Source organism: Streptomyces sp. WAC07094 (assembly GCF_036320405.1).
GTDB lineage: Bacteria > Actinomycetota > Actinomycetes > Streptomycetales > Streptomycetaceae > Streptomyces > Streptomyces lannensis.
Window position 1 is genome coordinate 7020888 of the sequence record NZ_JAVMJZ010000001.1, and the last position, 24353, is coordinate 7045240.

At 71.4% G+C, this 24353-nt stretch carries 23 protein-coding genes; 14 read left to right on the plus strand and 9 right to left on the minus strand.

What is annotated here, in order from left to right; translation table 11 throughout:
- Nucleotides 1-409: 409 nt before the first annotated feature.
- A complete protein-coding gene (locus RCR19_RS31195; protein WP_331269601.1) occupies nt 410-1174 on the plus strand; it encodes a CPBP family intramembrane glutamic endopeptidase in 765 nt (254 codons plus the stop codon).
- A 64-nt stretch (nt 1175-1238) separates the two neighbouring features.
- Here RCR19_RS31195 and RCR19_RS31200 read toward each other — a convergent pair whose 3' ends face one another.
- Nucleotides 1239-2045: a PhzF family phenazine biosynthesis protein gene (locus tag RCR19_RS31200; RefSeq protein WP_331268136.1), complete on the minus strand. Its 807-nt coding sequence runs from the start codon at nt 2043-2045 to the stop codon at nt 1239-1241.
- Nucleotides 2046-2222: 177 nt separating this feature from the next.
- Nucleotides 2223-3704: an aldehyde dehydrogenase family protein gene (locus tag RCR19_RS31205; RefSeq protein ID WP_331268137.1), complete on the minus strand. Its 1482-nt coding sequence runs from the start codon at nt 3702-3704 to the stop codon at nt 2223-2225.
- 552 nt (nt 3705-4256) lie between these two features.
- On the opposite strand from RCR19_RS31205, the gene RCR19_RS31210 reads away from it, so the two are divergent.
- A complete protein-coding gene (locus RCR19_RS31210; protein WP_331268138.1) occupies nt 4257-4904 on the plus strand; it encodes a PadR family transcriptional regulator in 648 nt (215 codons plus the stop codon).
- Nucleotides 4905-4979: 75 nt separating this feature from the next.
- Here the strand turns inward: RCR19_RS31210 and RCR19_RS31215 are convergent, their stop codons facing one another.
- A complete protein-coding gene (locus tag RCR19_RS31215; RefSeq protein WP_331268139.1) occupies nt 4980-5408 on the minus strand; it encodes an SRPBCC family protein in 429 nt (142 codons plus the stop codon).
- Nucleotides 5409-5685: 277 nt separating this feature from the next.
- Here RCR19_RS31215 and RCR19_RS31220 point away from each other — a divergent pair, with 277 nt between their 5' ends.
- From RCR19_RS31220 to RCR19_RS31230, 3 genes are all read left to right on the plus strand, one after another.
- Nucleotides 5686-6279, plus strand: coding sequence for a Clp protease N-terminal domain-containing protein (locus RCR19_RS31220; protein WP_331268140.1), 594 nt, complete (start codon nt 5686-5688; stop codon nt 6277-6279).
- A 76-nt stretch (nt 6280-6355) separates the two neighbouring features.
- Nucleotides 6356-7363: an EamA family transporter gene (locus RCR19_RS31225; protein ID WP_331268141.1), complete on the plus strand. Its 1008-nt coding sequence runs from the start codon at nt 6356-6358 to the stop codon at nt 7361-7363.
- Nucleotides 7364-7542: 179 nt separating this feature from the next.
- On the plus strand, nt 7543-8493 hold the full coding sequence (locus RCR19_RS31230) for an EamA family transporter (protein ID WP_331268142.1): 951 nt from the start codon (nt 7543-7545) through the stop codon (nt 8491-8493).
- Nucleotides 8494-8532: 39 nt separating this feature from the next.
- On the opposite strand, the gene RCR19_RS31235 is transcribed toward RCR19_RS31230, so the two are convergent.
- Nucleotides 8533-9165 (minus strand): FMN-binding negative transcriptional regulator, encoded by a 633-nt coding sequence (locus tag RCR19_RS31235; protein ID WP_331268143.1) that lies wholly within the window; start codon nt 9163-9165, stop codon nt 8533-8535.
- Complete coding sequence (locus tag RCR19_RS31240; RefSeq protein ID WP_331268144.1) at nt 9165-9851, minus strand: pyridoxamine 5'-phosphate oxidase family protein; 687 nt, start codon at nt 9849-9851, stop codon at nt 9165-9167. Before RCR19_RS31240 ends, RCR19_RS31235 begins: the two co-directional genes overlap by 1 nt.
- A gap of 36 nt (nt 9852-9887) precedes the next feature.
- Between RCR19_RS31240 and RCR19_RS31245 the strand changes: the two genes are divergently transcribed.
- Nucleotides 9888-11219 (plus strand): aminotransferase class I/II-fold pyridoxal phosphate-dependent enzyme, encoded by a 1332-nt coding sequence (locus tag RCR19_RS31245; RefSeq protein ID WP_331268145.1) that lies wholly within the window; start codon nt 9888-9890, stop codon nt 11217-11219.
- 38 nt (nt 11220-11257) lie between these two features.
- Here the strand turns inward: RCR19_RS31245 and RCR19_RS31250 are convergent, their stop codons facing one another.
- Nucleotides 11258-12244, minus strand: coding sequence for a DMT family transporter (locus RCR19_RS31250; protein ID WP_331268146.1), 987 nt, complete (start codon nt 12242-12244; stop codon nt 11258-11260).
- A gap of 73 nt (nt 12245-12317) precedes the next feature.
- Between RCR19_RS31250 and RCR19_RS31255 the strand changes: the two genes are divergently transcribed.
- Entirely contained in the window at nt 12318-13226 is a 909-nt protein-coding gene (locus tag RCR19_RS31255; RefSeq protein ID WP_059126614.1) for a LysR family transcriptional regulator, read from the plus strand.
- Nucleotides 13227-13277: 51 nt separating this feature from the next.
- On the opposite strand, the gene RCR19_RS31260 is transcribed toward RCR19_RS31255, so the two are convergent.
- Nucleotides 13278-13745, minus strand: a complete 468-nt coding sequence (locus tag RCR19_RS31260; RefSeq protein WP_331268147.1) for a pyridoxamine 5'-phosphate oxidase family protein — start codon at nt 13743-13745, stop codon at nt 13278-13280.
- 161 nt (nt 13746-13906) lie between these two features.
- Between RCR19_RS31260 and RCR19_RS31265 the strand changes: the two genes are divergently transcribed.
- Entirely contained in the window at nt 13907-14575 is a 669-nt protein-coding gene (locus tag RCR19_RS31265; RefSeq protein ID WP_331268148.1) for a cysteine hydrolase, read from the plus strand.
- Here the strand turns inward: RCR19_RS31265 and RCR19_RS31270 are convergent.
- The gene (locus tag RCR19_RS31270) at nt 14568-15056 is read right to left on the minus strand and encodes a Rieske (2Fe-2S) protein (RefSeq protein ID WP_059126616.1); all 489 of its coding nucleotides are present in this window, start codon (nt 15054-15056) and stop codon (nt 14568-14570) included. The genes RCR19_RS31265 and RCR19_RS31270 overlap by 8 nt on opposite strands.
- 393 nt (nt 15057-15449) lie before the next feature.
- Nucleotides 15450-17261: a pectate lyase gene (locus tag RCR19_RS31275; RefSeq protein ID WP_331268149.1), complete on the minus strand. Its 1812-nt coding sequence runs from the start codon at nt 17259-17261 to the stop codon at nt 15450-15452.
- 360 nt (nt 17262-17621) lie between these two features.
- On the opposite strand from RCR19_RS31275, the gene RCR19_RS31280 reads away from it, so the two are divergent.
- From RCR19_RS31280 to RCR19_RS31305, 6 genes are all read left to right on the plus strand, one after another.
- Nucleotides 17622-19454, plus strand: a complete 1833-nt coding sequence (locus RCR19_RS31280) for a serine hydrolase (protein WP_331268150.1) — start codon at nt 17622-17624, stop codon at nt 19452-19454.
- Nucleotides 19455-19573: 119 nt separating this feature from the next.
- On the plus strand, nt 19574-20350 hold the full coding sequence (locus tag RCR19_RS31285) for a HipA family kinase (protein WP_220294907.1): 777 nt from the start codon (nt 19574-19576) through the stop codon (nt 20348-20350).
- A complete protein-coding gene (locus tag RCR19_RS31290; RefSeq protein ID WP_331268151.1) occupies nt 20347-20730 on the plus strand; it encodes a DUF3037 domain-containing protein in 384 nt (127 codons plus the stop codon). Before RCR19_RS31285 ends, RCR19_RS31290 begins: the two co-directional genes overlap by 4 nt.
- A gap of 160 nt (nt 20731-20890) precedes the next feature.
- Nucleotides 20891-21652 (plus strand): 3-oxoacyl-ACP reductase FabG, encoded by a 762-nt coding sequence (gene fabG, locus RCR19_RS31295; RefSeq protein ID WP_059126621.1) that lies wholly within the window; start codon nt 20891-20893, stop codon nt 21650-21652.
- Nucleotides 21653-21672: 20 nt separating this feature from the next.
- Complete coding sequence (locus tag RCR19_RS31300) at nt 21673-22434, plus strand: SDR family oxidoreductase (protein ID WP_331268152.1); 762 nt, start codon at nt 21673-21675, stop codon at nt 22432-22434.
- A 264-nt stretch (nt 22435-22698) separates the two neighbouring features.
- A complete protein-coding gene (locus RCR19_RS31305; protein ID WP_331268153.1) occupies nt 22699-24279 on the plus strand; it encodes an ABC transporter substrate-binding protein in 1581 nt (526 codons plus the stop codon).
- The last annotated feature ends 74 nt before the right edge of the window (nt 24280-24353 follow it).

Here is a 24353-nt window from a genome sequence, read left to right on the forward strand (position 1 = left end):
CGCCTCGGCCGGCGTTCCGACGGCGGCCGTGCGGATCCGTGGTGGGACACGGCCGCGGTGTTCCCGAGCCGCCGATCAAGGGACCCTCCGCGGCGCGAACCCCGCCGGCCGCCCCGGGCACCGCGGTGCCCGGGGCGCCGCGTGCGCGTGCTCGGACGGCGCGGAGCGACCCACGGACAGGCGGTGTCCCGCGACGCGGGCCCCCGCTGAGACCGGACCCCGCCGCGCCCGTATGACAGAGCGAAGGAGGCCGGACCCCGCGTTCGGCGTCCGTTCGCGCTCGACGCCCCTCGCGCATGATCTTCACAGCTACCCGCGAGACCCTTGCCGGGTGAAGATGGGGCGAGGCGGGATCGCTCGACGGGAGGCGGGAGTGCAGGTGGAGGCAGGGGCAGTGGCCGATACTTCAATGGTGGAGCGGCCGACGCGACGGATTCTCCGCGACGAGACGCTGCTGGTTCTCGCGCTCTCGCTGGGCGCGAGCGGGGTCTCCGCGCTGATCAGCTTTGTGGGATCGGTCACCAAACCGGGAGGGCTCAAGGAGCAGGCGGCCACTCTCAACGCCTCGGCGGCGCCGGGACGCCCATGGCTCGACCTGGCCTGGCAGCTGTTCGGGATCGCGACCGCGCTGGTGCCGGTGGTGCTCGTCGCCCACTTCCTGATGCGTGAGGGCACCTCGCTGCGCACACTCGGCTTCGACCGGGCCCGTCCCTGGCCCGACCTGGGGAGAGGGGCGGCGATCGCGGCCGTGATCGGCTCCGCGGGCATCGCCTTCTATCTGGCGGCCCGCGGTTTCGGCGCCAACCTCACGGTGGTGCCGGAGGCGCTGCCGGACGTCTGGTGGACGTACCCCGTGCTGGTGCTGTCGGCGGTGCAGAACGCGGTCCTCGAGGAGGTCATCGTCGTCGGCTACCTGCTGCGCCGGCTCGCGCAGTTGGGCTGGACGCCCGGCACGGCGCTCGTGGCCAGCTCGGTGCTGCGCGGCTCCTACCACCTCTACCAGGGGATCGGCGGATTCTTCGGCAACCTGGTGATGGGTGTGGTCTTCGTCTTCCTGTACCGCCGCTGGGGCAGGGTCGGCCCTCTGGTCGTGGCCCACTCGCTGCTCGACATCGGGGCGTTCGTGGGATACGCGCTGCTGGCCGGCAAGGTGGGGTGGTTGCCGACGGCCTAGTGCCCGCAAGGGCGCGGGCAGGGGTGCACGGCCGCCGTGAGCGCCCCGCACCCCTGACCCGCCGTCACACGAGCAGTTCGCCCTCGATGACGGTGACCGCGTGGCCGGTGAGCAGGGTCCGGTCGCCGCGCAGTCCGGTGCGGACGCTGCCGGAACGCGGTGACGCCTGCAGTCCGGTGAGGTCCGGCCGGCCGAGGCGTTCGGACCAGAAGGGCGCCAGGGCGGTGTGTGCGCTGCCCGTCACCGGGTCCTCGTCGATGCCGACGTCGGGGAAGAAGCAGCGCGAGACGAAGTCGTACCCACGGCCGGGATCCGCGGCGGCGGTGGCGATGATTCCGCGCGCCGAGCGTCCGCGCAGCGCCCTGTGGTCGGGGGCGAGGTCCAGGACCGTCTGCTCGTCGGCGAGTTCGACGAGCAGGTCGCCGACGTTCGGACCGGTGTCGAAGGCGGTGAGGGGCCGCGCGCCGAGGGCCTCGGCGATGCCCTGCGGGATGTCGGCTCGGGTCAGCGGCGCGGTGGGGAAGTCCAGGGTGACGGAGCCGTCCTCGTGCGGCGTGGCGATCAGCACGCCGCTGCGGGTGGCGAAGCGTACGCGGCCCTCGTGGGTGCCCGTGGTGCGCAGCACATGGGCGGTGGCCAGGGTGGCGTGGCCGCACAGGGCGACCTCGGTGACGGGCGTGAACCAGCGCAGGGCCCAGTCGGCCTCGCCGCCTTCCGGCAGGTGGTGGGCGAACGCGGTCTCCGCGTGGTTGACCTCGCGGGCCACGTTCTGGAGCCATGCGTCGTCGGGGAAGGAGTCGAGGAGCAGGACCCCCGCCGGGTTTCCGGCGAACGGGCGGTCGGTGAAGGCGTCGACGATTCGAATCCGCATGATCCGACGCTAGGTGCCCTGCGGCGGCGCGTGCCAAGGCCAATCCGGGGTGTCTGGCCCGTCTTCGCGTCGTCGACCGTGTGTCCGGGTGCGGATGCCGGTTGCCGCGGGCCGGCCGCCCGGAATGTTCGCGGACGCCCACCGGACGTCGTGTGCCGCGCCCCGGTGGGGGTGAGGTCACTCGGCGTCGGGGTGGCGCGGCGGCTGAGGGCCTTCGATGGTGATCCACTGGAGCTGGGTGAACTCCTGAAGGCCGACGCGTCCGCCGGGTTTGCCGTAGCCGCTGTTCCTGGCGCCGCCGAAGGGCGTCGGGGGCTCGGCGTCGAGGGTGGTGCCGTAGATGTGGCACCTGCCGGCGTTGATGCGCTGGGCGAGATCGATGGCGAGAGGGATGTTCCGGGTGAAGACGGCCGAGGCGAGCCCGTAGTCGTTGTCGTTGGCCACGCGCAGGGCTTCCTCGGGTCCGTCGACGGTGATGACGGTGACCAGCGGGCCGAAGGATTCCTCGCGGTAGATGCGCATGTCCGGGGTGATGCCGGTCAACACGGTGGGCGCGAAGCACGGCCCGTCGGGCGTTCCGCCGGCCAGGAGCCGTGCGCCTGCCGCGACGGCCTCCCGCACGAGATCCGACAGCCGCGAGATGGTGTCCGATCCGACGACGGGACCGAGCACGGCGTGCGGGTCGAGGGGGTCGCCGAAAGGGACAGTGGTGGCGAGGAGGGCCAGGCGCCGGTTGAACTCGTCGGCGACGGCCCGGTCGACGATGATGCGTTCGGTCGAAAGGAAGCCCTGGCCGGAGTGGGTGAACGCGCCGAAGGCCGATGCGCTGACGGCCTGGTCCAGGTCGGCGTCGGCGAGAACCAGCACGGGTGCCTTGCCGCCGAGTTCGAGGATCGCCTTCTTCATGAGCGCGGCGGTTCTCTCGGCGATGATCCGGCCCACCAGGGTGGAACCGGTGAAGTGCACCCGCCGCACGGCGGGATGGGCGATCAGCGCGTCCACCACTTCGGGGGCGTTCTCGGGTGCGTTGGTGACGAGGTTGTAGACCCCGGCGGGCAGTCCGGCCTCGGTGAGGCATTCGGCCATCAGGCCGTGGGTCCGGGGAGTCTGCTCCGAGGCCTTCATCACCACGGTGTTGCCGACGGCCAGTGCGTTGGGCACGGAGTTGCCGACGAGCAGCGCGGGGGCGTTCCACGGGATGACGCAGGCGACCACGCCGACCGGCTTTCGGATCGCTATGGAGGTGCGGCCCGGGATTTCGGAGGGGATGACCTCCCCGGTGAGGGCCTCGTGAACCGCGCTCGCCGCATGGCGGAACCTCTCGGCGAGAACCGAGGCGTTGTGTCGGCCCCAGCCTGCGGGGCCGCCCGTCTCGGCGGTGATCGCCGCGGCCATCTCGTCGGCTCGTGCCTCGAGTCTCTCGCCCACCGTCCACAGGACACGCCTGCGCTCGTTGGCCGCCAGCGCAGCCCAGGTGGGGAAGGCGCGCTCGGCCGCTTCGACGGCGCGGACGACCTCCGCGGGGACGGCTGCGGCGGCGCGGGAGGCGACCTCGCCCGTGAACGGGTCGTGTGCCGCGTAGGTGTGTACGTCGGCTGCCTGTTGCCAGGTGCCGTCGATCAGCAGTCGCTGCACAGTGTTTTCGCTGCTCAGGGTCACGGTCATTCTCCTGCCGTGAGGACGTCGTGCCCCGCGCGGACCCGGACGCCCGACGCGGCGGTGCGGAGTCGGGTCGAGGGGCGACGACGGCCGGGCGAGCATCCTGGATGCGGAGCCGCGTGGTGACGCGGCGAGCCGTGATGACGCGCGGCGCCCGGGTCGGCGCCGTACGCGTCGGTGATGTGTCGACATTCCGGGGGCTCGCGCCGCGATGGCGACGGGGCCGGTTGTCGTCCTCGGGGCTGAACGGTGGTCCGGCTCCACAAGCCCCCGGTCGGCATCACTGAATGCCCTTTTGTTCACTCTTGTCCTTGAACATCGGTAAAATCAGTGATACGTCACGATCGTATCGCCGTTTCCCGGCGGTGGACAAGTTTTCCGTCCCCGTGCGGAGCCCCCGTGTGCGGTGCTGCGGCGCTGGTGGGGGTGGGGGGCGGCACGGGGATGCCCGTCCGCGCCCCTTCATGCGGCGTGGAGGGGGTTGTCAGTGACCCTTCGCCGATATATCGTTGACGCATCGCGACAGATCAACGAAAGAGTGGAGTGATTGCTATGCGATCCCGTGGACAGGACTTCGGATTCGAGCGGCACGGGCACCACGGCGGCCCCGGTCATCGCGCTCAGGGCGGCTTCGACGGCCGGCGTGGGGCTTTCGGTCCCTTCGGACCGGGTGGGCCCGGCGGCCCGGGTTTCGGTGGCCCTGGATTCTTCGGTCCGGGTGGACCCTGGGGTGGGCGTGGCAGGGGCGGACCGAGGGGGAGGGCACGGCGCGGCGACGTACGCGCGTCGATCCTGGCCCTGCTGAAGGACCGGCCCATGCACGGCTACGAGATGATCCAGGAGATCGGCGAGCGCAGTGGAGGGGCATGGAAGCCCAGCCCGGGCTCGGTCTATCCGACCCTGCAGCTCCTGGAGGACGAGGGGTTGATAACCAGTGAGACGGAGGGCGGCAAGAAGCTGTTCTCGCTTACCGAGTCCGGCCGCACCGCGGCCGACGAGGGGCCCGAGGCTCCCTGGGAAGAGGCTTCGCGCGGCATCGACTGGGATGCGCTGCAGGAGATCCGCCAGGCCGGCTTCGGTCTGATGGAGGCGTTCAGCCAGGTCTGGAAGACCGGCAACAAGGACCAGCGCGACAAGGCCCTGTCGGTCATCAACGACGCCCGCAAGAAGCTGTACCTGATCCTCGCTGACGAGGACTGACAACGGCTCCTCATCCGATACGGCGCCCCGCGGCAGCATGGCCGCGGGGCGCCCGCTCGTCCGGACGCACCACGGTCAGGACATCAGTGACCCCAGTCTGCGGAGCGATTCGTCGAGTGCGGCGGTCGCCGAGTCCTTCAGCTTGCCCGCCATGAGGGAGACGGCCGCGCCGGTGAACTCGCCGTCGATGCGGAGGGAGGTCGTCGCCCCGTCCGGTGTCAGGGTGTAGCGGGTGGCGACGTTCACGGCCATCGGGCCCTTGCCGCGAATGGCCAGGACGCGCCCGGGCTGCAACTCGTCGATGGTCCAGGTGACCTCGGCGGGGAAGCCCATGAGTCTCATGTTCTCCTCGAAGGTTCCGCCCACCTCCAGGACCTCGGGGCCGCCCTTCGGGAAGCTCGTGTGGGTCGCGTTCCACTCTCCGTACGCGGGCCAGTCGGTGAGCCGGGCCCACACCTTGTCGGCCGGTGCGTCGATGCGTGCCTCCGCGCTGACTTCGGCCATGCGGCCACCCCTTCGTGTCGGGTGCTGCGCCGGGCGCAGCTACGGTGTCGCGGAACGTAGCGGCAGGGCCCGGAACATTCAATACTGATGAACCGTCAGAAATGCCGGAGAGGCGTGGCCGACGAGAGCCGTGCGGCGGCGGCGACCCTGAGAGGCGAACGGCCTGACGTCATCCGCAAGGAGGAGAACCCGCCCACTGGTGCCCACCCTGTGTCGGACGCGCAAATGCTGCCCACCGGGGATGTCCGGAGTCGACGCTGCTGATGAGGTGGTAGGCGTGTCACTGCCTCAGTCCCAGCACCCGGCCGCGGAGCGCGGCGCACACCACCTGGATCACGATCCACGGCTCGATGACGAACTGGCCGCGGTGGTGACGGGCGCGCGCAGAAGGGCGCAGCGGGACGGGGACCGGCAGGTGGACACCGCCCATCTGCTGCACACGCTGCTGGAGTCCGATCCCGAGGTGCGCGCCGTCTTCGACGGTCCGCACGTGGCGCGACTGCTCGGCTATCTCGTCCAGCGTGCCATCGGCTACGGCCTGCGCTGGCAGGCCTCCGTCGAGGACTCGGGAGCCGTACCGCTCCTGACCGAATCGGACGGCTGGTCACCCGCGGCGGCGGGTGCCCTGGACGCCGCGCACGGTCGAGCGATCCGGCTCGGCCGGCCGCTCGCGCGGGGCGTCGACCTGCTCGCGGCCGTCGTCGCCGACCCCACGTCCAGGGCCGTGGAAGTCCTCGGCCGCGCGGGCGTCGACGCGGGGGCGGTGGCGGTGCGGCTGGAGGAGGCCGCGGTGTGCGAGCGTGCGGCCCGATGGGCGCAGGAGGGCGACGCCGGTCACCGCGCCGCAACCGGGTTCGACGGCCCCGGATGAGCGTGCGCGCGGGCCGGGTCCAGTTGCTGAGACAGGTGCGTTCAGGGGTGACGCTCATGTCGCCGCCTGTCATCATGTGCCGGTGCATATGTCTCAGGGGACTCAGGGCAGCCGCGGCAGGGGAGTCGGGCTCGGACTCGCCGTCGTGTCGGCGATCGCCTTCGGTGGATCGGGTGTCGCGGCCAAACCGCTGATCGAGGCGGGGCTCGACCCGCTCCACGTGGTGTGGCTGCGGGTCACGGGCGCCGCGCTCGTGATGCTGCCCCTCGCCCTGCGCCATCGCGCACTGGTGCGAACGCGTCCCGCGCTGCTCGCCGGGTTCGGTCTGCTCGCCGTGGCCGGTGTCCAGGCCTGCTACTTCGCCGCGCTCTCCCGCATACCCGTCGGTGTCGCCCTGCTCATCGAGTACCTCGCGCCCGCCCTCGTCCTCGGCTGGGTGCGCTTCGTGCAGCGGCGGCCGGTGACGCGTGCCGCGGCCGTCGGGGTGGTGCTCGCCGTCGGCGGACTCGCCTGCGTCGTGGAGGTGTGGTCGGGTCTCGGCTTCGACCTTCTCGGGCTGCTCCTCGCCGTGGGCGCCGCCTGCTGCCAGGTCGGCTACTTCGTCCTGTCCGACCCGGGCGCCGAGGGCGGTGAGGAGGCTCCCGACCCGCTCGGCGTGATCGCATACGGCCTGATCGTCGGGGCCGCCCTGCTCACCGTCGTCGCCCGTCCCTGGAGCATGCGCTGGTCCGTCCTGACGGGCACGGCGGACATGAACGGCACTTCGGTGCCGGCCGTGCTGCTGCTGGCGTGGATCGTCGTGATCGCAACGGTCCTCGCGTATGTCACCGGGGTGGTGTCCGTGCGCCGGCTCTCGCCCCAGGTGGCCGGTGTGGTCGCCTGCCTCGAAGCGGTCATCGCGACCGTGCTGGCCTGGGTGCTGCTCGGCGAGCACCTCTCGGCACCGCAGATCATCGGCGGCGTGGTCGTCCTGGTCGGCGCGTTCACGGCCCAGTCGTCCGCGCCCGTGAAGGCATCGGCCGAGCACGTGACGGGCGCAGGCGGCGCCGAAAGGGAGTTGTCGGTGCGCGGAACGGCCGCATAGGGTGCCGGTCATGCATTCCGACGCACTCGTTCTTCCGCCTCCGGCCGCCTGAGGCGGGCTCTCCGGAATCGTGCCCGGCGGATCGTCCGGGCGGAACGGTGCTGCCCGCAGAAGAAGTCCACGGACCCCGACGCTCCGGGGTCCCTTCCCGAACTTCTGCACCTCTGCGGAGAGAACTCGTGTCGCATCCTGCCTCCGGCCTGCCCGTCGGGCGAGGCCTTGTGTATCTGATCGTCGCCGGTGCCGCCTGGGGCACCGCGGGCGCTGCCGCCTCGCTGGTCTACCGGACCAGTGACATGGGGCCGGTCGCCCTCTCCTTCTGGCGCTGCGCCACCGGGCTCGTCCTGCTGGCCGCCGTCCGCCTGGTACGCCCGCGCACCCGTGCGGCCGGGTCCGAACCGCTGCGCCGCAAGGCACTGCGGGCCGTTGCCACCGGGGCCGGTCTCGCCGTCTTCCAGACCGCCTACTTCGGGGCCGTCTCGGCGACCGGTCTCGCCGTCGCGACCGTCGTCACCCTCGGCGCCGGTCCCGTGCTCATCGCCCTCGGCGCCCGGCTCACCATGGGGGAGCGGCTCGGCCGCGGCGGGACGACCGCCGTCGCCGGGGCGCTCGCCGGTCTCGGGGTGCTGGTGCTGGGCGGCGGGGGTACGACCGTACGTCCGTGGGGCGTGCTGCTCGCGCTCGTGTCTGCGGCCGGCTACTCCGCCATGACGCTGCTGACCCGCTGGTGGGGCCGGGACGGCGGAGTCGACGTCTTTGGCACGACCGTCTCGGCGTTCGCGGTGACCAGCCTGTGCCTGCTGCCGTTCGCCCTGATCGAGGGTCTGGTGCCGCACACCGCGCAACCGGGCGCCCTCGTCTGTCTGGTGGGGTACATCGCGGCGGTGCCCACGGCACTCGCCTACGCCCTGTACTTCGCGGGCGCGTCCGTCGTACGGTCCGCGACCGTGTCCGTGATCATGCTCCTCGAGCCGGTCAGCGGGGCGGTCCTCGCCGTCGCCCTGCTGGGTGAGCGGCTCACGGCGGCCACCCTCGTCGGCACCGCCCTGATGCTCGGCTCGGTGGCCGGGCTCGCGACGGCGGAGGCGCGTCGGGCACGGGCGCCGGGGGAGGAACCCGTCCTCGTATGACGGGAGGGTGCGGGGTCCGGCGCGGACCCCGCACCCCGCTCACACCTCGCGCCTGCGCAGCAGATGCTCGCGCGCGACCCGGTCGCGTGGACCGTTGCGCGTCGCCAGCCCGTCCGCGATGCGGTCCTGGATCTCTTCGGGCTTCCGCCCGGCGTACTTGAACTTGGCCCGGACACCCGTCACTTCGAGCCGCAGGCCGCGGATGCCGGGCAGCATGCGGCCGTAGGGCGCCTCACCCACCGTCGCCCGGGCGGACCCGCCTTCCGGCTGGAAGTGGTGCGTCTGGCGGTTCAGCAGTTCGGCCTTCTCGGCGGGATCGTCCACGACACGGGCGGTGCACCGCAGTTGGACCGCGGCGTAGAAGCTCGTGGGCACACCGTTCTCGGACGGGCCGTCCGGCGGGGCCTGCCAGGGGCCGGGCACGAACACATAGTCGTCGACCACGCTCAGCAGCACCTCGGGGTTCGCCTCGATGGCGGCCCACAACGGGTTGGGGCGGGCCAGATGGCCCACCACCTCTCCGCGGTCCTTGTCGTAGGCGAAATGCAGCGGCTGGACGTACGGAGGTTCGCCGGGCGGGCCGTTCACGGCGAGCTGCCCGAAGTCGCGGCCGACGAGCCAGCGCTGCCACTCGCTGTCGTCCTGCGGCGCGTCCCAGGGATGGATCAGCATCACAGCACCGCCAGATACTCCGGAAGTCCGGTGCCGGGGGCCAGACCCGGGTCGGGAACCGGTGCGCCGTACTCGGTGCGGATCGGGACGACGCCGGCCCAGTGGGGGAGTGCGAGGTCCTCGGGCTCGTCGCTGATGCCGCCGGTGCGCACCTTGGCGGAGACCTCGTCCAGGTCCAGGCGGATCACCGCGGTGGCGGCCAGCTCCTTCTTGTTGGCGGGCCGTGAGTCGTGCGAGCGGCCGGGCACGACGTGGTCCACGATCGCGTCCAGGGCGACCCGCTTCTCCTCGGGGTCGTCGACCTGGTGGGCGATGCCGTGCACCACCACGGACCGGTAGTTGATCGAGTGGTGGAACGCCGAGCGGGCCAGGACCAGCCCGTCGACATGCGTCACCGTCAGGCACACGGCGAGCCCCGGGTCGGCCTCGCCCGTCATCCGCAGGGGCCGCGAGCCGGTCGAGCCGTGGACGTAGAGGCGTTCGCCGAGCCGGCCGTACAGCGTGGGCAGGACCACCGGTGCATCCCCGCGCACGAAGCCGAGGTGGCACACATAGCCCTCGTCGAGTATCGCGTGCACCAGCTCCGTGTCGTACGACGCCCGGTCCGCGGAGCGCGTGGGGACGGTGCGATCCGTGGGTGCATAGGCGGTGGCGCGTGACGACGCCGGATCGTTGGTCCCGTGCATTTGCGCTCCCTCTTGCACTAGTGCAAAATCTACTTTGTGCTAGGAGGATATCGGATCCAGGGTCGGCGTGCAGCCGAGATCGCGGCCAGCGTCGAGCATGCGGTGGGCACGGGGGAGTTGGAGCCCGGCAGGCTCCTGCCACCACTGCGAGAGCTGGCCGTCGAGCTCGGCGTGAACCCGAACACCGTCGCGGCCGCGTACCGTGTCCTGCGCGAGCGGGGGGTCATCGAGACCGCCGGGCGCCGGGGCAGCCGGGTGCGGTCCGCCCCCGCCACGACGGGACGGGACCACATTCGTGTGGATGTGCCCGCGGGCGTGCGCGACGTGTCCAGCGGCAATCCGGATCCGGTGCTGCTGCCGCCGCTGGCGCCGGCGTTCGCGGCGGCCGCGGCTCGGGGGGACCGGGAGCCGGTCCTCTACGGTGACGTCGCCGTGGATCCGGAGCTCGCGCGCATCGCCCGGGCGGACCTGGACGCGGACGGGGTGCCGGACGGCCCGCCGGTCGTCGTCTCGGGATCGCTCGACGCCGTCGAGCGCGTGCTCACGGCCCATCTCAAGCCCGGGGACACCGTCGCCGTCGAGGACCCCGGTTGGGGCAGGACCCTCGATCTCGTCCCGGCACTGGGGCTGCGCACGGTTCCGGTCGGCGTCGACGACGAGGGGCCGCTCCCCGACGATGTGCGCGGTGTCCTGGAGGACGGCGCGCGTGCCGTCATCGTCACGGACCGGGCGCAGAACCCGACGGGCGCCGCGGTGAGCGCGAGGCGGGCCCGTGCCCTGAGGTCCGTGCTGCGGGAGCATCCGCGGACCCTGCTCATCGAGGACGACCACGGTCATGGGATCGTCGACGTCCCCCTTCACCCCCTCGCCGGAGCCACCCGGCACTGGGCGTTCGTGCGCTCGGTCGCCAAGGCGTACGGGCCCGATCTCCGACTGGCCGTGCTCACCGGGGACGGCGTCACCGTCGACCGGGTCCGGGGAAGGCAGCGGCTGGGGCCCGGCTGGGTCAGCCTCCTGCTGCAACGGGCGGTCGCGCGGCTGTGGGCCGACGGTTCGGTGGACCCGCGGGCCGTGGCGGCGGCGTACGGCGGACGGCGGGACGCACTGATCGAGGCACTGGCGCGGCGCGGTGTCGCGGCCCACGGGCGCAGCGGGATGAACGTGTGGGTTCCCGTCCCTGACGAGACGGGTGCGGTCGCTCGGCTGCTGCACTCGGGCTGGGCCGTCGCCCCGGGTGCGCGCTTCCGGATGAGCGCGGCGCCCGGTGTCAGGATCACCGTCTCGACGCTCACCGCGGAGGAGACCGGGCGCCTCGCGGACGCCGTCGCCGCCGCCCTCGGGCCCGCCCCCGTCCGGAGCTACGTGTAGTCGGGGGCGGTGCCGCAGTCTTTCCGCGGCCGGGCGCCTTACGGAGTCGTCCGCTTCGTCGCAGCCCGCGGCCGGGCCCGGTCCCGCGCGGCGGACTTCGGCCGGGCCTGGGTCAGTGCCGCGCCTGCCAGCACGACGATCGCCCCGACCGGGGTCGACCAGGTCAGCGACTCGTCGAGGATCGCGACCCCTGCCGCGGCCGCGATGACGGGGATGAAGTACGTGACCATCTGCGCCGTCGTCGGGCCGACCTCGGCGACCAGGCCGTACTGGATGAGCACCGCGAGCCCGGTGCCGAGCGCGCCGAGCGCCGCGACCGCAAGCAGCGGCACGAGCGGGAGGTGGTGCGGAAGCGAAGTGAACAGCGGGGTGACCACGGCGAGTTGGACGGTAGCCAGCAACAACTGCGCCCCGGTCAAGGACAGGTGGGAGCGGCCGGTGCCCGCCAGGGTCCGGCGGACGTAGATCCAGCCGACCGGATAGCTGAGCGAGGCCAGCAGAGCCATCACCGTGCCGGTCACGTCCAGCCCCTGGAAGCCCTGCCAGGCGCCGAGCACCGTCAGCACGCCGAGGAAGCCGAGGCCGAGGCCGGCGACCCGGCGCCGCGTGGGCCGGTCCTCGGAGAGCGCGACCAGTGAAAGGACCATGCCCCACAGGGGCGAGGTCGCGTTGCAGATGCCCGCGAGCGTCGACGGGATCGTCAGCTCCGCGTAGGCGAAGAGCGAGAACGGCAGCGCGTTCAGGAGGAACGCCGCCACGGTGAGGTGGCCCCAGGTCCGGGCGCCGCGCGGCAGTCGCTCGCGTTTGACGGCCATCGCCGCCGCGAGCACCGCCGTGCCGAACAGCAGTCGGCCGAACGTCACTTGGAAGGGGGCATACCCCTGCGTGCCGACCTTGATGAACAGGAAGCTGAAGCCCCAGATCAAGGAGAGGACGGCGAAACGGATGCGCCAGTCGAGGGCCGCCCGGCGACCCGGGGGGACGGTGGTCGCGGTGTCGGCGGGTCGGGTCGCGGCGATGCTCATGACGTCACCTTGACGCACGGTACCTCGTAGCACAATCGAGAATTTGCTGGAGGCATCTCGTAGCATCACTTACATGTTGAACCTCGAGCGCCTGCGTACCCTCGACGCCCTCGCGCGGCACGGCTCGGTCAGTGGCGCGGCCGAAGGACTGCACGTGACGACCTCGGCCGTCTCTCAGCAGCTCGCCAAGCTCGAGCGGGAGGTGGGACAGCAGCTCCTGGCGAAGAACGGGCGTGGGGTGCGGCTCACGGACGCGGGCCGACTGCTCGCCGATCATGCGGCGCGCATCCTCTCCCAGGTCGAACTCGCCCAGGCCGACCTGGAGGCACAGCGCGGTCAGGTGGCCGGCGAACTGCGCGTGTCGGCCTTTCCCACCGCCGCGCGCGGGCTGTTCCCGGCGGCGCTGGCCGCGCTGCGGGCCGGCCATCCGGCACTGCGACTGCGCTCGTGCGAGCTCGAGCCGGAGGCCGGGGTGGCAGGCGTCGTCCGGGGTGATCTCGACCTCGCGGTCGTCCTCGACTGGTACAACAAGCCGATGCCGGTCCCCGACGGACTGGTGAAGGCGGCGATCCTCGACGATCCGGCCGACGTGGCGATGCCCGTGGGCCATCGGCTCGCGGACCGGACCGAGGTGGACCTCGAGGATTTCGCCGACGACGAGTGGATCACCTGGGGCGAGGGGGAGTTCTGCCACGAGTGGCTGATGTTCACCCTGCGCTCCAAGGGTGTCGAGCCGTGCATCGGACACCGTGCCGCCGAGACGCACACACAGCTCGGGCTGGTCGCCGCCGGGCTCGGTGTGTGCATCGCGCCGCTGCTCGGGCGCGATCCCATGCCGGCCGGGGTCGTCACCGTGCCGGTGCGGCAGCGGGTGCGGCGGCACGTCTACGTGGTGTGGCGGGCCGATGCCGACCGCCGCCCCTCGATCCGGGCGGCGGTGCAGGCGCTGCGGACCGCGGCGCAGGCCGTGTCGGCGGGCTGAGCTGCGCGGGAAGGCCCCGGGGGCCCGGCCGCGGGGACCGCAGCGGTCCGGCTACGCGGGGCCGAGCTTGCGGAAGTCCCAGGAGACGATCTTCTGCGGCGTCAGCCGGATCCACGCATGGCGGCCGTCGTACGGCATGTCCTCGATGCCGAAGTTCTTGCGCGCGAACAGGGTCTCCGGCACATCGAGCTCGGCACACAGCTCCCCGGTACGCGGGATCTCGCCCACGAACTCCGCGACGCCGGACAGCTCCGCGCCCCTGAGCTGCTCGTACTCCTCACCGGTGTCGATCACGACGGCGATCCGGGGGTCGCGGCGCAGTTCGGCCCAGCGCTTGCTGCGCACCACGGAGTACAGCCACAGCGAGGTGCCGTCCCAGGCGAACCACAGGGCGCTCACGTGCGGGGCGCCGTCGGCCGACACGGTCGCCACCCGGCAGGTGCGCTGGGCGGTGAGGAAGTCGTCCAGCTCACCGGGCGTCATCATGATCTTCCGGCCCCGGCGCTGAGTGTCGGTCATGCAGTCCCCCTCTTCTTCTCCCACGTCGTGCCAGAGACGTCATCTGACATCACGTCAGAAAAGAATGGGGCGTACTCCGCCCACCCGCAATGGTGCTTCTTCCGTCCGCACGCGGCGATCGCTACTCTCGCCGCTTCCGAGCGCCGACGACAAGGGGAGCCATGGTGTCCCGACAGCTCAGCCAGGTCCTCGACCCCCCGACCACCGTGCTGCTCACCGTGGAGTGCCAGCAGGGTGTCGTGGGCCCGGACAGCGCACTGCCCGAACTCGCCCGGCAGGCGCGCTCCTCCGGCGCGCTGGTCAACGTGGCCCGGCTGGTCGCCGCCGCCCACGAAGGCGGGGTGCAGGTGATCCACGCGGTCGCCGAGCGGCGGCCGGACGGCCGGGGAGCGAATCACAACGCACGCCTCTTCCACGCGGCAGAACGGCTTCCGGTCCAGCAGCTCTCCGGCAGCACGGCCGTGCGGGTGGCGGCGCCCATCGAGGTGCGGGAGGAGGACTTCGTCGTCCGCCGGCTGCACGGCCTGTCGCCCATCGAGGGCACCGAGGTCGACTCGCTGCTGCGCAACCTGGGCTGCCGCACCCTGGTCGTCACCGGGGTGTCGGCCAATGTGGCGATCCCGAACGCCGTCTTCGACGCCGTCAACCGCGGCTACACCGCCGTCGTGCCCGCGGACGCCATCGCGGGGGTGCCCTACGACTACACCCCCGCGATGGTCCGCAACACCCTCGCGCTGGTCGCCACGGTCGCGACCACCGACGAGGTCCTGGCCTGTCTCGGGCCGCGGCGGCGTGCGTCGCGGGCCGGAGAGGACGGCGGTGTCACGTGAGCTTGATCTCGTCCCCGGACACGGAGATGTTCGCGGCGGCCAGCGGCTGGGTCGCGGGCCCCTTCTGCACACTTCCGTCGGTCGCCGAGAAGTGGCTGCCGTGACACGGGCAGACGATCACGCCGTTCGAGATGCCGCTCACCGCGCAGCCCTGGTGGGTGCACTTGGAGGAGAACGCCTTGAACGTGCCTGCCGCCGGCTGTGTCACCACCACTCCCTGGTCGGCGAACACCTTGCCGCCGCCCTCGGGGATGTCGGCGGTCTTCGCGAGGACGGTGCCGTCGGTGCCGGCCGCGGCGTTCTCGCCCCCGCCCGAGGTGCCGCTGCTCGCGGTGCTGTCACTCTGCGACGTGCTCGGGGCCGAGCTGTTGCCTGAGTCACCGCACGCGGTCAGCGCCGCGGCGAGCCCCGTCACACCGACCGCCGCCATGACGGTCCGGCGGGCGGGTGCCGAGCCGGGCTGAAGCGCTTCGCTGGTCATGCTGACGTTCCCTTCCACGGATGTTTCGTACCTCTGGACGGAGGTACGGCCTTCGAACAATGACCGTTCAGCCACTGTCCAGATCTTGACCGCTTCGAGATCAGGCGGGCGTGAGACACGGCTGGGGTACCGCTGTCAGAGGGACGGCGAGACCACGACCGGAGGCGGTTCACGGCTGTGCCCGGCGCGGCTCCGAGCGGTAAGGGCCGTCCCGGGGCGCGAGGCCACCGCCCGGTCCGGGCCCGGCCCGAGGTGAGTGCGGGCACCGGGCCGGTCGCGACGGACGGGTGCGCCCCGGCGCCTTCTCCGCACAGAAACGTCCACCCCGCTCGTCGGCGGGGTGGACGTTTTGCGGGTGTTCTTCCTTCTCCGTCTCGCGGTGGCGCGACCGCCTCAGCCCGCGGGCCGCGTCACATAGCCGATCAGCTTGGCCATGTTGGCGACGTAGGCCGCCGAGCTGATGCCCAGCGGGGCCTCGCGCGGCCGGTACGGGGGCTCCGCGGGCGGATCCTGCGGGTTGTACGGCGAGGTGTCGCGGAGATCGCCGACGTTCTTGCTCATGTACGCCTTTCCGTCGTACGGCCTGCGGGTGCCCGGCCCTTCGTAGGGGTTGGTCACCGCGTCCAGCGGAGTCAGCCAGTGGTCGCGGTCGCCGAGTCCGGCGACCAGGGCGGCCGCCTCGGCGTCGGACACCACCGGCATCGGAAGAGGTGCGTCACGCAGCAGGTCGGAGAGCTGGATGTCCCGCAGGGAGAAGTACCGGGGCAGGGGGATCGGCGCACCGCCGGAGAGCGGGGACCGGGCGCGCATCGCGGCCACCTCGGCCGGTGACATGGACGCCAGCTGCTCGTATCCGGCACGCAGTCCGGCGAGGTCGATGGAGCGGCCCGCGGAGTAGTGGCTCAGGGTGTCGTGGTGGTCGTGGTCGTGGTAGTAGGCGCCGTTGCGGATGTTGGATCCGAAGCGATGCACGAAGCGTGCGCGGTTGGTGCCCAGTTCGACGAAGGTCGGGTGGGTGCGCCCGGTCAGCAGCGGGTTCTCGTCGATCTGGCGCTGCGTCAGCCGGCAGCTCTCCAGCCAGTCGAGCGCTTCCGGGACCCGGCCGAGGTATCTGTGGTCTCCGGTCAGCCGGAAGTAGTGGAACAACTGCTGAACGTTGGTCTGGGTGGTGTGCGTCGTAAGCGCGCGGGGTTCGTAGGAGCGGGCGCCCGCGGGTGCTCCCGCGGGCCTGTCGTGCTTGGACCGGGACAGATGCTGCAGTCCCCAGCCGGCCTGCGGACCGGGCTGCTGCATCCGGCGCAGGCACTCCATCGCCCTGCGGACGGGACCGATCAGATCGTGCCGGCCCAGCGCGGAGACACACATCAGCAGGAACTTGATGTTCTCGCCGAGCACATCGTCGTTGAAGGTGACGTGCTGGGTGTACTCGCCGTCCTCCATCCCGTGCGTCACGTCGCCGGGGAGCCACGGGGGCCGCCGCTCGGGCCACGGCATCCTGCTGACCGAGCCGTGATGAGCGGGATGGCGCTGCGGCCAGCCGCCGTCGGCCGCACCCCCGCCGAACTGGGCGGCCAGCACGAAGCCGATCGCACGGTCCAGGGCGCGCTCGAACCGACGATCGCCGCGCTCCACGTAGAGCCGCAGGATCAGTTGGGCGGCGGCGGACGTGCCCGCGTCGTCGAAGGTGGCGTTGCCGTAGTAGTGCTGGAACTCCTCCAGGCGCCAGCCGTTCGCGCCGATGGTCGCGTACCAGTCCCTGAGGGACTTCTCGCCGGCGAAGTCATGGATGTAGTTCCAGCCGCCGACCGGCAGTTGGGCGTCCACGAGGGCGAGACCGGTGCGCTCCGCGGCCCGGTAGAACACCTCCTCGCCGGTGGCGTGGTAGGCGTCGAGCATGCTGTGCCCGACGGACGGGGTACCGGGCGGCTGGACCCAGCACATGGTGCGCTTGGCCTCCATCTCGCCCCAGGTCACCGACAGGTCCGGCAGATAGTTCCAGACGTAACCGCCCCGGTAGGAGACGGTGCCGTCCATGTATGTGGCGGCTCTGCTCATCGCGCGGACCGTCTCGGTCCGCTGATCGGTACCGGTCGGGGCCGTGCCGACGGTCGACGCCGAGGCCGCTGCCGGGTGGGTCACGGCGGGCAGGGCGATCAGCGGGGTGACGGCGAGTCGGCTGAACGTGCGGCGGCTCAGGTTCTCCACGAAGTGCCTTCCTCACGTATGCGTAGTCCGGAAGGTGCGTGCGGCTTCGGAGGCCCAGCGGCTGCACCCGCTGTCCTGCCGGCGTCGCGGGATCGCCCGGTCCACCGACATGAACTCGGGCGCTGTGTTGCCTCGGTGGACGGTAATGAGTGTGCCAACGTCGGACAAGTATGTGGACGGCATTTTGATAGAAGAACTCAGGAGCCGAGGTCGGTCCGTCCTGTGGAGAGCCCGGGGATCGGCGCTTCGGTGCTGCGGCCGGCAACCCGCCCGTGACGCACGGGGATTGACAGGGCGCGAGTTCCGGAAGGAAAGTTTCAGACCGCAGGGGTCGGATTGAAAACTTCTTTCGGAGGTCCGATGGAGCAGGTGGAACGGCCCGGAGAGTCCGGCGGTCCCGGTCGGGGCCCACTCAGCCGGCGCCGGTTCGGGGTGGGGGTGCTGTCCTTCGGCGGTGCGCTGGTGGTCGCCCCGCTGGGAACCGGGTCCGCCGCGGCGGACGACAGCAGCCGTGCGGCGAACGCGCCGCTTCGGCCGGCCGGACACGGGACGACGCTGCGACACGGTTCCGCCGCGCGGGCCGGACTGCTTGCGGAGCACGTCGACGAGGTCACCGCCGTGGCCGAGCGGTACCTCGGACCGTCGCCCAGGCATCCGTACTGGGCGGGCGCCGTGGTGCTCGCCGGTCGTGGGGGAACGGTCGCCCTGGAGAAGGCCGTCGGCAAGGCCGTGCGGTACCAGGACTACGACTCCGCGACCGACACCGCCGTCGAGTTCCCGCCCGACCAGCAGATCGACGCGACGCCCGACACGGTGTACGACCTGGCCTCGCTGTCGAAACTGTTCACCTCCCTCGTCGCCGTGCAGCTCATCGAGTGCGGCCGCATCGAGCTGGAGGCGCCCGTCGCGCGCTATGTGCCGGAGTACGCGGGGGGCGGCAAGCAGGACATCACAGTCCGGCAGTTGCTCACCCACACCTCGGGGCTCCAGGCCGACATCGCCTTCTACAAGTTCGGCAGCCGGCAGGAGATGCTCCAGGCACTGTGGGACGAGAAGCCGGTCAACCCGCCCGGGACCGTCTATCTGTACTCCGACCTCAGCATGATCTCCCTCCAGCAGGTCCTCGAGCGGGTCACCGGCAAGCCGCTCGACAGACTGGTCGCCGAGGGGATCACCGGGCCGCTGGGCATGACCGCGACCCGCTACAACCCGCCCGCCTCCTGGAAGCCGCGCATCGCGGCCACCGAGGTGGCACGGCTGCCCTGGTCGGGTCTCGACCGGGGACTGGTGTGGGGCGAGGTGCACGACGAGAACGCCTACGCGTTCGACGGCGTCGCCGGTCACGCAGGCGTCTTCTCCCGGGCCTGGGACATGGCCGTGCTCGCGCGGACCCTGCTCAACGGCGGTGTGTACGGCGGCGTGCGCATCCTGAGCGAGAAGTCGGTGGACCTGATGTTCTCCGACTTCAACACCGCCTTCCCCGGTGACGACCACGGCCTGGGCTTCGAGCTCTACCAGCACTGGTACATGGGCGCGATGGCCACCCCGAGTACCGGGGGGCACACGGGCTTCACCGGGACCAGCATCGTCCTCGACCCCACGACGGACTCCTTCCTCGTCATCATGGGCAACTCCGTTCACCCGGTGCGCACCTGGCGGTCCGGTTCGGCGCCTCGCGTGGCCGCGGGCGACCGGTTCGCGAGGGCCGTTCCGGTGCGACCCGCCCACGGCGGCACGGCGTGGTTCGGCGGCATGGCGAGCGCGACCACCGCCACGCTGACCCTGCCGGCGCTCGACACTTCGGCCGGGGCACGGCTCGCCTGCGATCTGTGGTGGGACACCGAGCCCGGCTCCGACGCGTTGCGCGCCGAGACGTCCACCGACGGCGGCGCGACCTGGCAGCCGCTGCCGTTCACCACTCGGGCGCCCGGTGGCGCCGGGCCCGTGACCCACGACGACGGAGCCGTGACCGGCTACAACGGCCGTGTGTGGCACGCACTCGACGCCGTGCTCCCCGCCGATGGGTCCCTGCTCGTGCGCTGGCGCTACACCACCGACTCGCTCTATGTGGGGCGCGGGGTGTACGTCGGGGCGCTGAAGGTCCGGTCCGGACGCGCGCTGCTGTACTCCGACGCCCGTCCCGGCGACAACTCCCGGGTGCAGTCGGTGGGCTGGACACGCGAGCAGGACTGAGCCGGGAAAGGGGCCGGTTGCCGCGCCCGTGTCGGCGCGTGGGATCCCGGGGCCCGGCCCCGGGATCCGGGCCGCCGCTGCTCGGAACGGCGACCCCGGCGACCGGATAGCCTGGGGAAATGCTCAAGGAAGTGACGGCGACCCGCTACATCACCCCTCTGCGTGAGGGCGGTTCGCTGCCGGGACTCGTCGAGGCCGACGACCTCGGGACGTACGTCATGAAGTTCAGCGGTGCCGGACAGGGCCGTAAGACGCTCGTCGCCGAGGTCGTCTGCGGTGAACTCGCCCGTCGGCTCGGCCTGCGGGTGCCCGGCCTCGTGACCATCGGCCTCGACCCGGTGCTGGGCCTCGGCGAGCCCGACCAGGAGGTGCAGGAGCTGCTCAAGGCGAGCGGTGGACGCAACCTCGGCATGGACTTCCTCAGCCGCGCCATCGGCTTCGACCCGCTCGCCTTCGCCGTCGGCTCCGAGGAGGCCGGCCGCATCGTCTGGTTCGACGCGCTGGTCAACAACGTGGACCGCTCCTGGCGCAACCCCAATCTGCTGATGTGGCACGGCGAACTGTGGCTCATCGACCACGGCGCCACGATGATCTGGCACCACAACTGGCGCGGCGCCGAGACCTCAGCGGCGCGGCCCTACGACGCCTCCGACCATGCGCTCGCTTCCTTCGCGCCGGATGTGGCGAGCGCCGCCGCCGCGCTGGCGCCGCTGGTCACCGAGGATCTGCTCGCCGAGGTGACCGCCGGGATCCCGGACGAGTGGCTGGCCGGTGAACCCGGCTTCGACACCCCGGACGCACTGCGCCGGGCCTACGCACGGCCGCTGCTCGCCCGCGCCGCCGACGTCCATGAACGCATCCAGGGCATCGAGACCCACCGGGGGGCCGGCAAGTGAACGGGCGGGACGTCTTCGAGTACGCGCTGCTGCGGGTCGTGCCGCGGGTGGAGCGGGGCGAGTGCATCAACGCGGGGGTGCTGGTCTACTGCCGCGCCAAGTCCTTCGTCGCCGCCCGGACGCACCTCGACGAGCGGAGGCTGCTGGCGCTGGATCCCGGCGCGGACGTGCCCGGCGTGCATGCCGCGCTGCGTGCGGTCGAGGGCGTGTGCGCGGGCGGGGCGGCGGCCGGGCAGGCGGCGCACGACGACCCGGGGCGCCGTTTCCGCTGGCTGATCGCGCCCCGGTCGACGGTTGTCCAGCCCGGGCCCGTGCATACGGGGCTGACCGCCGATCCGGCGGCCGAGGCGGAACGATTGCTGGACCTCCTGGTGAGGTAATGGATCACATGCGCCGGGTGGGCCGTTGACACCGGGTGCCGGGGCTTCTAGCGTCACGTCTGCTGAAGGTACTAAGCGGTCGCTCACCTGATGGGCGTGCCGCGGGAGCCGCAGAGTTTCCAAGGCGTTCCAGGCTTTCCAAGGGCGAGGAGAAGCAGCAATGTCCACCACTGAGCAGCGGGTCGCGGTCGTCACCGGCGCCGCGCGCGGCATCGGCGCCGCCACCGCAGTACGACTGGCGGCCGAGGGCCATGCCGTCGCGGTGATCGACCTCGACGAAGCGGCATGCAAGGACACCGTGGAGAAGATCACCTCCGCCGGTGGCAGGGCCATCGCCGTCGGCTGCGACGTCTCGGACGAGGCGCAGGTCGAGGCGGCCGTCGCGCGTATCGCCGAGGAGCTGGGCGGGCCGACGATCCTCGTCAACAACGCGGGTGTGCTCCGCGACAACCTGCTGTTCAAGATGAGCGTCGCGGACTGGGACACCGTCATGAACGTCCACCTGCGGGGCGCCTTCCTGATGTCGCGCACGGTACAGAAGCACATGGTCGACGCGGGCTTCGGACGTATCGTCAACCTCTCCTCGTCCTCGGCGCTCGGCAACCGCGGTCAGGTGAACTACTCCGCGGCCAAGGCCGGTCTCCAGGGCTTCACCAAGACCCTGGCCAAGGAGCTCGGCAAGTTCGGCATCACCGCCAACGCCGTCGCCCCCGGCTTCATCGCCACCGAGATGACCAAGGCGACCGCCGACCGGGTCGGCATGGGCTTCGAGGACTTCAAGGCCGCGGCCGCCACCCAGATCCCCGTGCAGCGCGTCGGTGAGCCCGACGACATCGCCAACGCGATCGCCTTCTTCACGGGCGAGGCGGCCGGCTTCGTCTCCGGCCAGGTGCTGTACGTCGCCGGCGGACCGCTCGACTGAGCCCACAGGAGCACGGACACATGACTGAACTGCCCCCTCTCTCCGGCAAGGTCGCACTGGTCACGGGCGCCAGCCGGGGCATCGGCCACGGCGTCGCCGAGGCCCTCGTCGCCCGCGGCGACCGGGTCTGCATCACGGGACGCAACGAGGACGCCCTCAAGGAGGCCGTCGAGAAGCTCGGCGCCGACCGCGTCATCGGCGTCGCAGGCAAGGCGCACGACGAGAACCACCAGGCCCTGGCCGTGGAACGCACCATGGAGGTCTTCGGCCGGGTCGACTTCCTGGTCAACAACGCCGGTACCAATCCGGTGTTCGGCCCGATCGCCGACCTCGACCTGAACGTGGCGCGCAAGGTGTTCGAGACGAACGTCGTCTCGGCGCTCGGCTTCGCCCAGCGGACCTGGCACGCCTGGCAGCGTGAGAACGGCGGCGCGATCGTCAACATCGCGTCGGTGGCGGGGCTCTCCGCCTCACCGTTCATCGGCGCGTACGGCATCAGCAAGGCCGCCATGATCAACCTGACCGTGCAGCTGGCACACGAGTACGCGCCCCTGGTGAGGGTCAATGCGATCGCGCCGGCCGTGGTGAAGACCAAGTTCGCCCAGGCGCTGTACGAGGGCCGCGAGGCGGAGGCCGCCGCGGCCTATCCGCTCGGCCGGCTGGGGGTGCCCTCCGACATCGGCGGCGCCGCGGTGTTCCTCACCTCGGACCAGTCCGACTGGATCACCGGCCAGACGCTTGTCGTGGACGGCGGCATCTTCCTGAACGCCGGGGTCGGATGAGTTGAGTCGGGTCCCGCGTCCATGACGGGCGCGGGGCACCGGGCCGGCGGCCGAGGGGCCGGTCCGCGGCTCTCCCCGCGGAGGGCACGGGTGCCGCTTCGACGGAAGTGGCGCCGGTGCCGGCGATCACAAGACACACAGACGGATGACAACGTCGTCATGGACGCCCCGATTCGAGCGCCCCGTCCAAGCGGGTCCGGCCGCGCCGAGGCTGCGGTAGGGTCTGCCGCCCACCCTTGGTACGGCAGATCGAGGAGCGTGCGCGTGTTCAACCGCAACCGTTGTCGGCGTCGACTGGCGGCGATCGCGTCCCTGTCCCTGGTGGCCGGTTGCAGTGCGCTCTCGTCGGGGTCCTCCGACGACAGGAGACCGATCGTCGTGGGCACCACCAGCGCCCCGACCGCCCTTGACCCGGCCGCATCCTGGGACAACTCCTGGGAGCTGTTCCGCAACGTCTACCAGACCCTCCTGAACTACCCGAACGGCGCGACCGAGCCGGGTCCCGACGCCGCTGAGCAGTGCCGCTTCACGGATGCGACGACTTTGGCGTACCGCTGTGCGGTGCGTGAGGGGCTGACGTTCTCCAACGGGCACAAGCTCGACGCCCGGGCCGTGAAGTACTCGTTCGACCGGATCAAGCGCATGAACGTGCCCGGCGGCCCGGCGGGTCTGCTGGGCAGCCTCGACCGGGTGGAGGTCAAGGGCGACCGCGAGGTGGTCTTCCACCTCGACAAGCCCGACGCCACCTTCCCGTTCGTCCTCGCCACGCCCGCCATGTCGATCGTCGACCCGGCCGACTACCCGGCCACACAGGTGCGCCGGGACGGCAAGGTCACCGGTTCCGGTCCGTACACGCTGGAGTCCTACCGGGACGGCAAGGAGGCGAGGCTCTCCGGGAACACGCGCTACAAGGGCTACGCCCACCGCCGGAACGACGCGGTCACCATCCGCTACTTCAAGGACTCGTCCGCCATGGTCCAGGCGCTCAGGGGCAGGAAGATCGACGTCACCTACCGCGGTCTCGGTGCCTCCGACGTCGTCGCCCTCCAGGAACACTCGTCCGACGAGGACATCCAGCTGGTGGAGAACTCGGGGATCGAGATCAGCTATCTGGTGTTCAACCCGAAGGACCCCTGGACCGGCAAGGCGGCCGTGCGCAAGGCGGTGGCCCAGGTCGTGGACCGGGCCGCGATCGCCCACAACGTATACAGGGACACCGTCGACCCGCTCTACTCCATGATCCCGGCGGGGCTGACCGGCCACACCACGGCGTTCTTCGACGACTTCGGAGAGCCCAGCACCGCCAAGGCGCGCAAGATCCTCTCCCGGGCGGGCATCAACCGGCCCGTGCCGCTCACCCTCTGGTACACCACCGACCGCTACGGCTCGGAGACCGCGCCCGAGTTCAAGGAGCTCAAGCGGCAGCTCGAGGACTCGGGCCTCTTCCGGGTCACCCTCGAGTCCCGCCCCTGGAAGTCGTACGTGGAGGGCTACCAGAAGGGCGAGTACCCGGTCTTCGGACGAGGCTGGTTCCCCGACTTCCCGGACCCCGACAACTACATAGCCCCCTTCGTCGGCGAGCAGAACGCCCTCGGCACGCCCTATCCGCAACCGCGGATCACCGGAGTCCTGCTGCCGTCGTCGCGGCGCGAGAGCGATCGTGCCAAGGTGGTGGACGCGTTCGAGAAGGCCCAGCAGATCCTCGTGGACGACACCAGGCTGCTGCCCCTGTGGCAGGGCAAGCAGTTCGTCGCGGCGAGCGAGGACATCTCCGGCGGGGAGCGGGCGCTGGACCCGTCGACGATCATGATGATGTGGGAGCTGCACCGCAAGACCAGCTGGTAGCCCCCGCGGGCACCTGAGCCCGTTGTCAGTGGTCGCCTGTAGGTTCTGAGGCCTGGAAGTGACCGCACATCGGA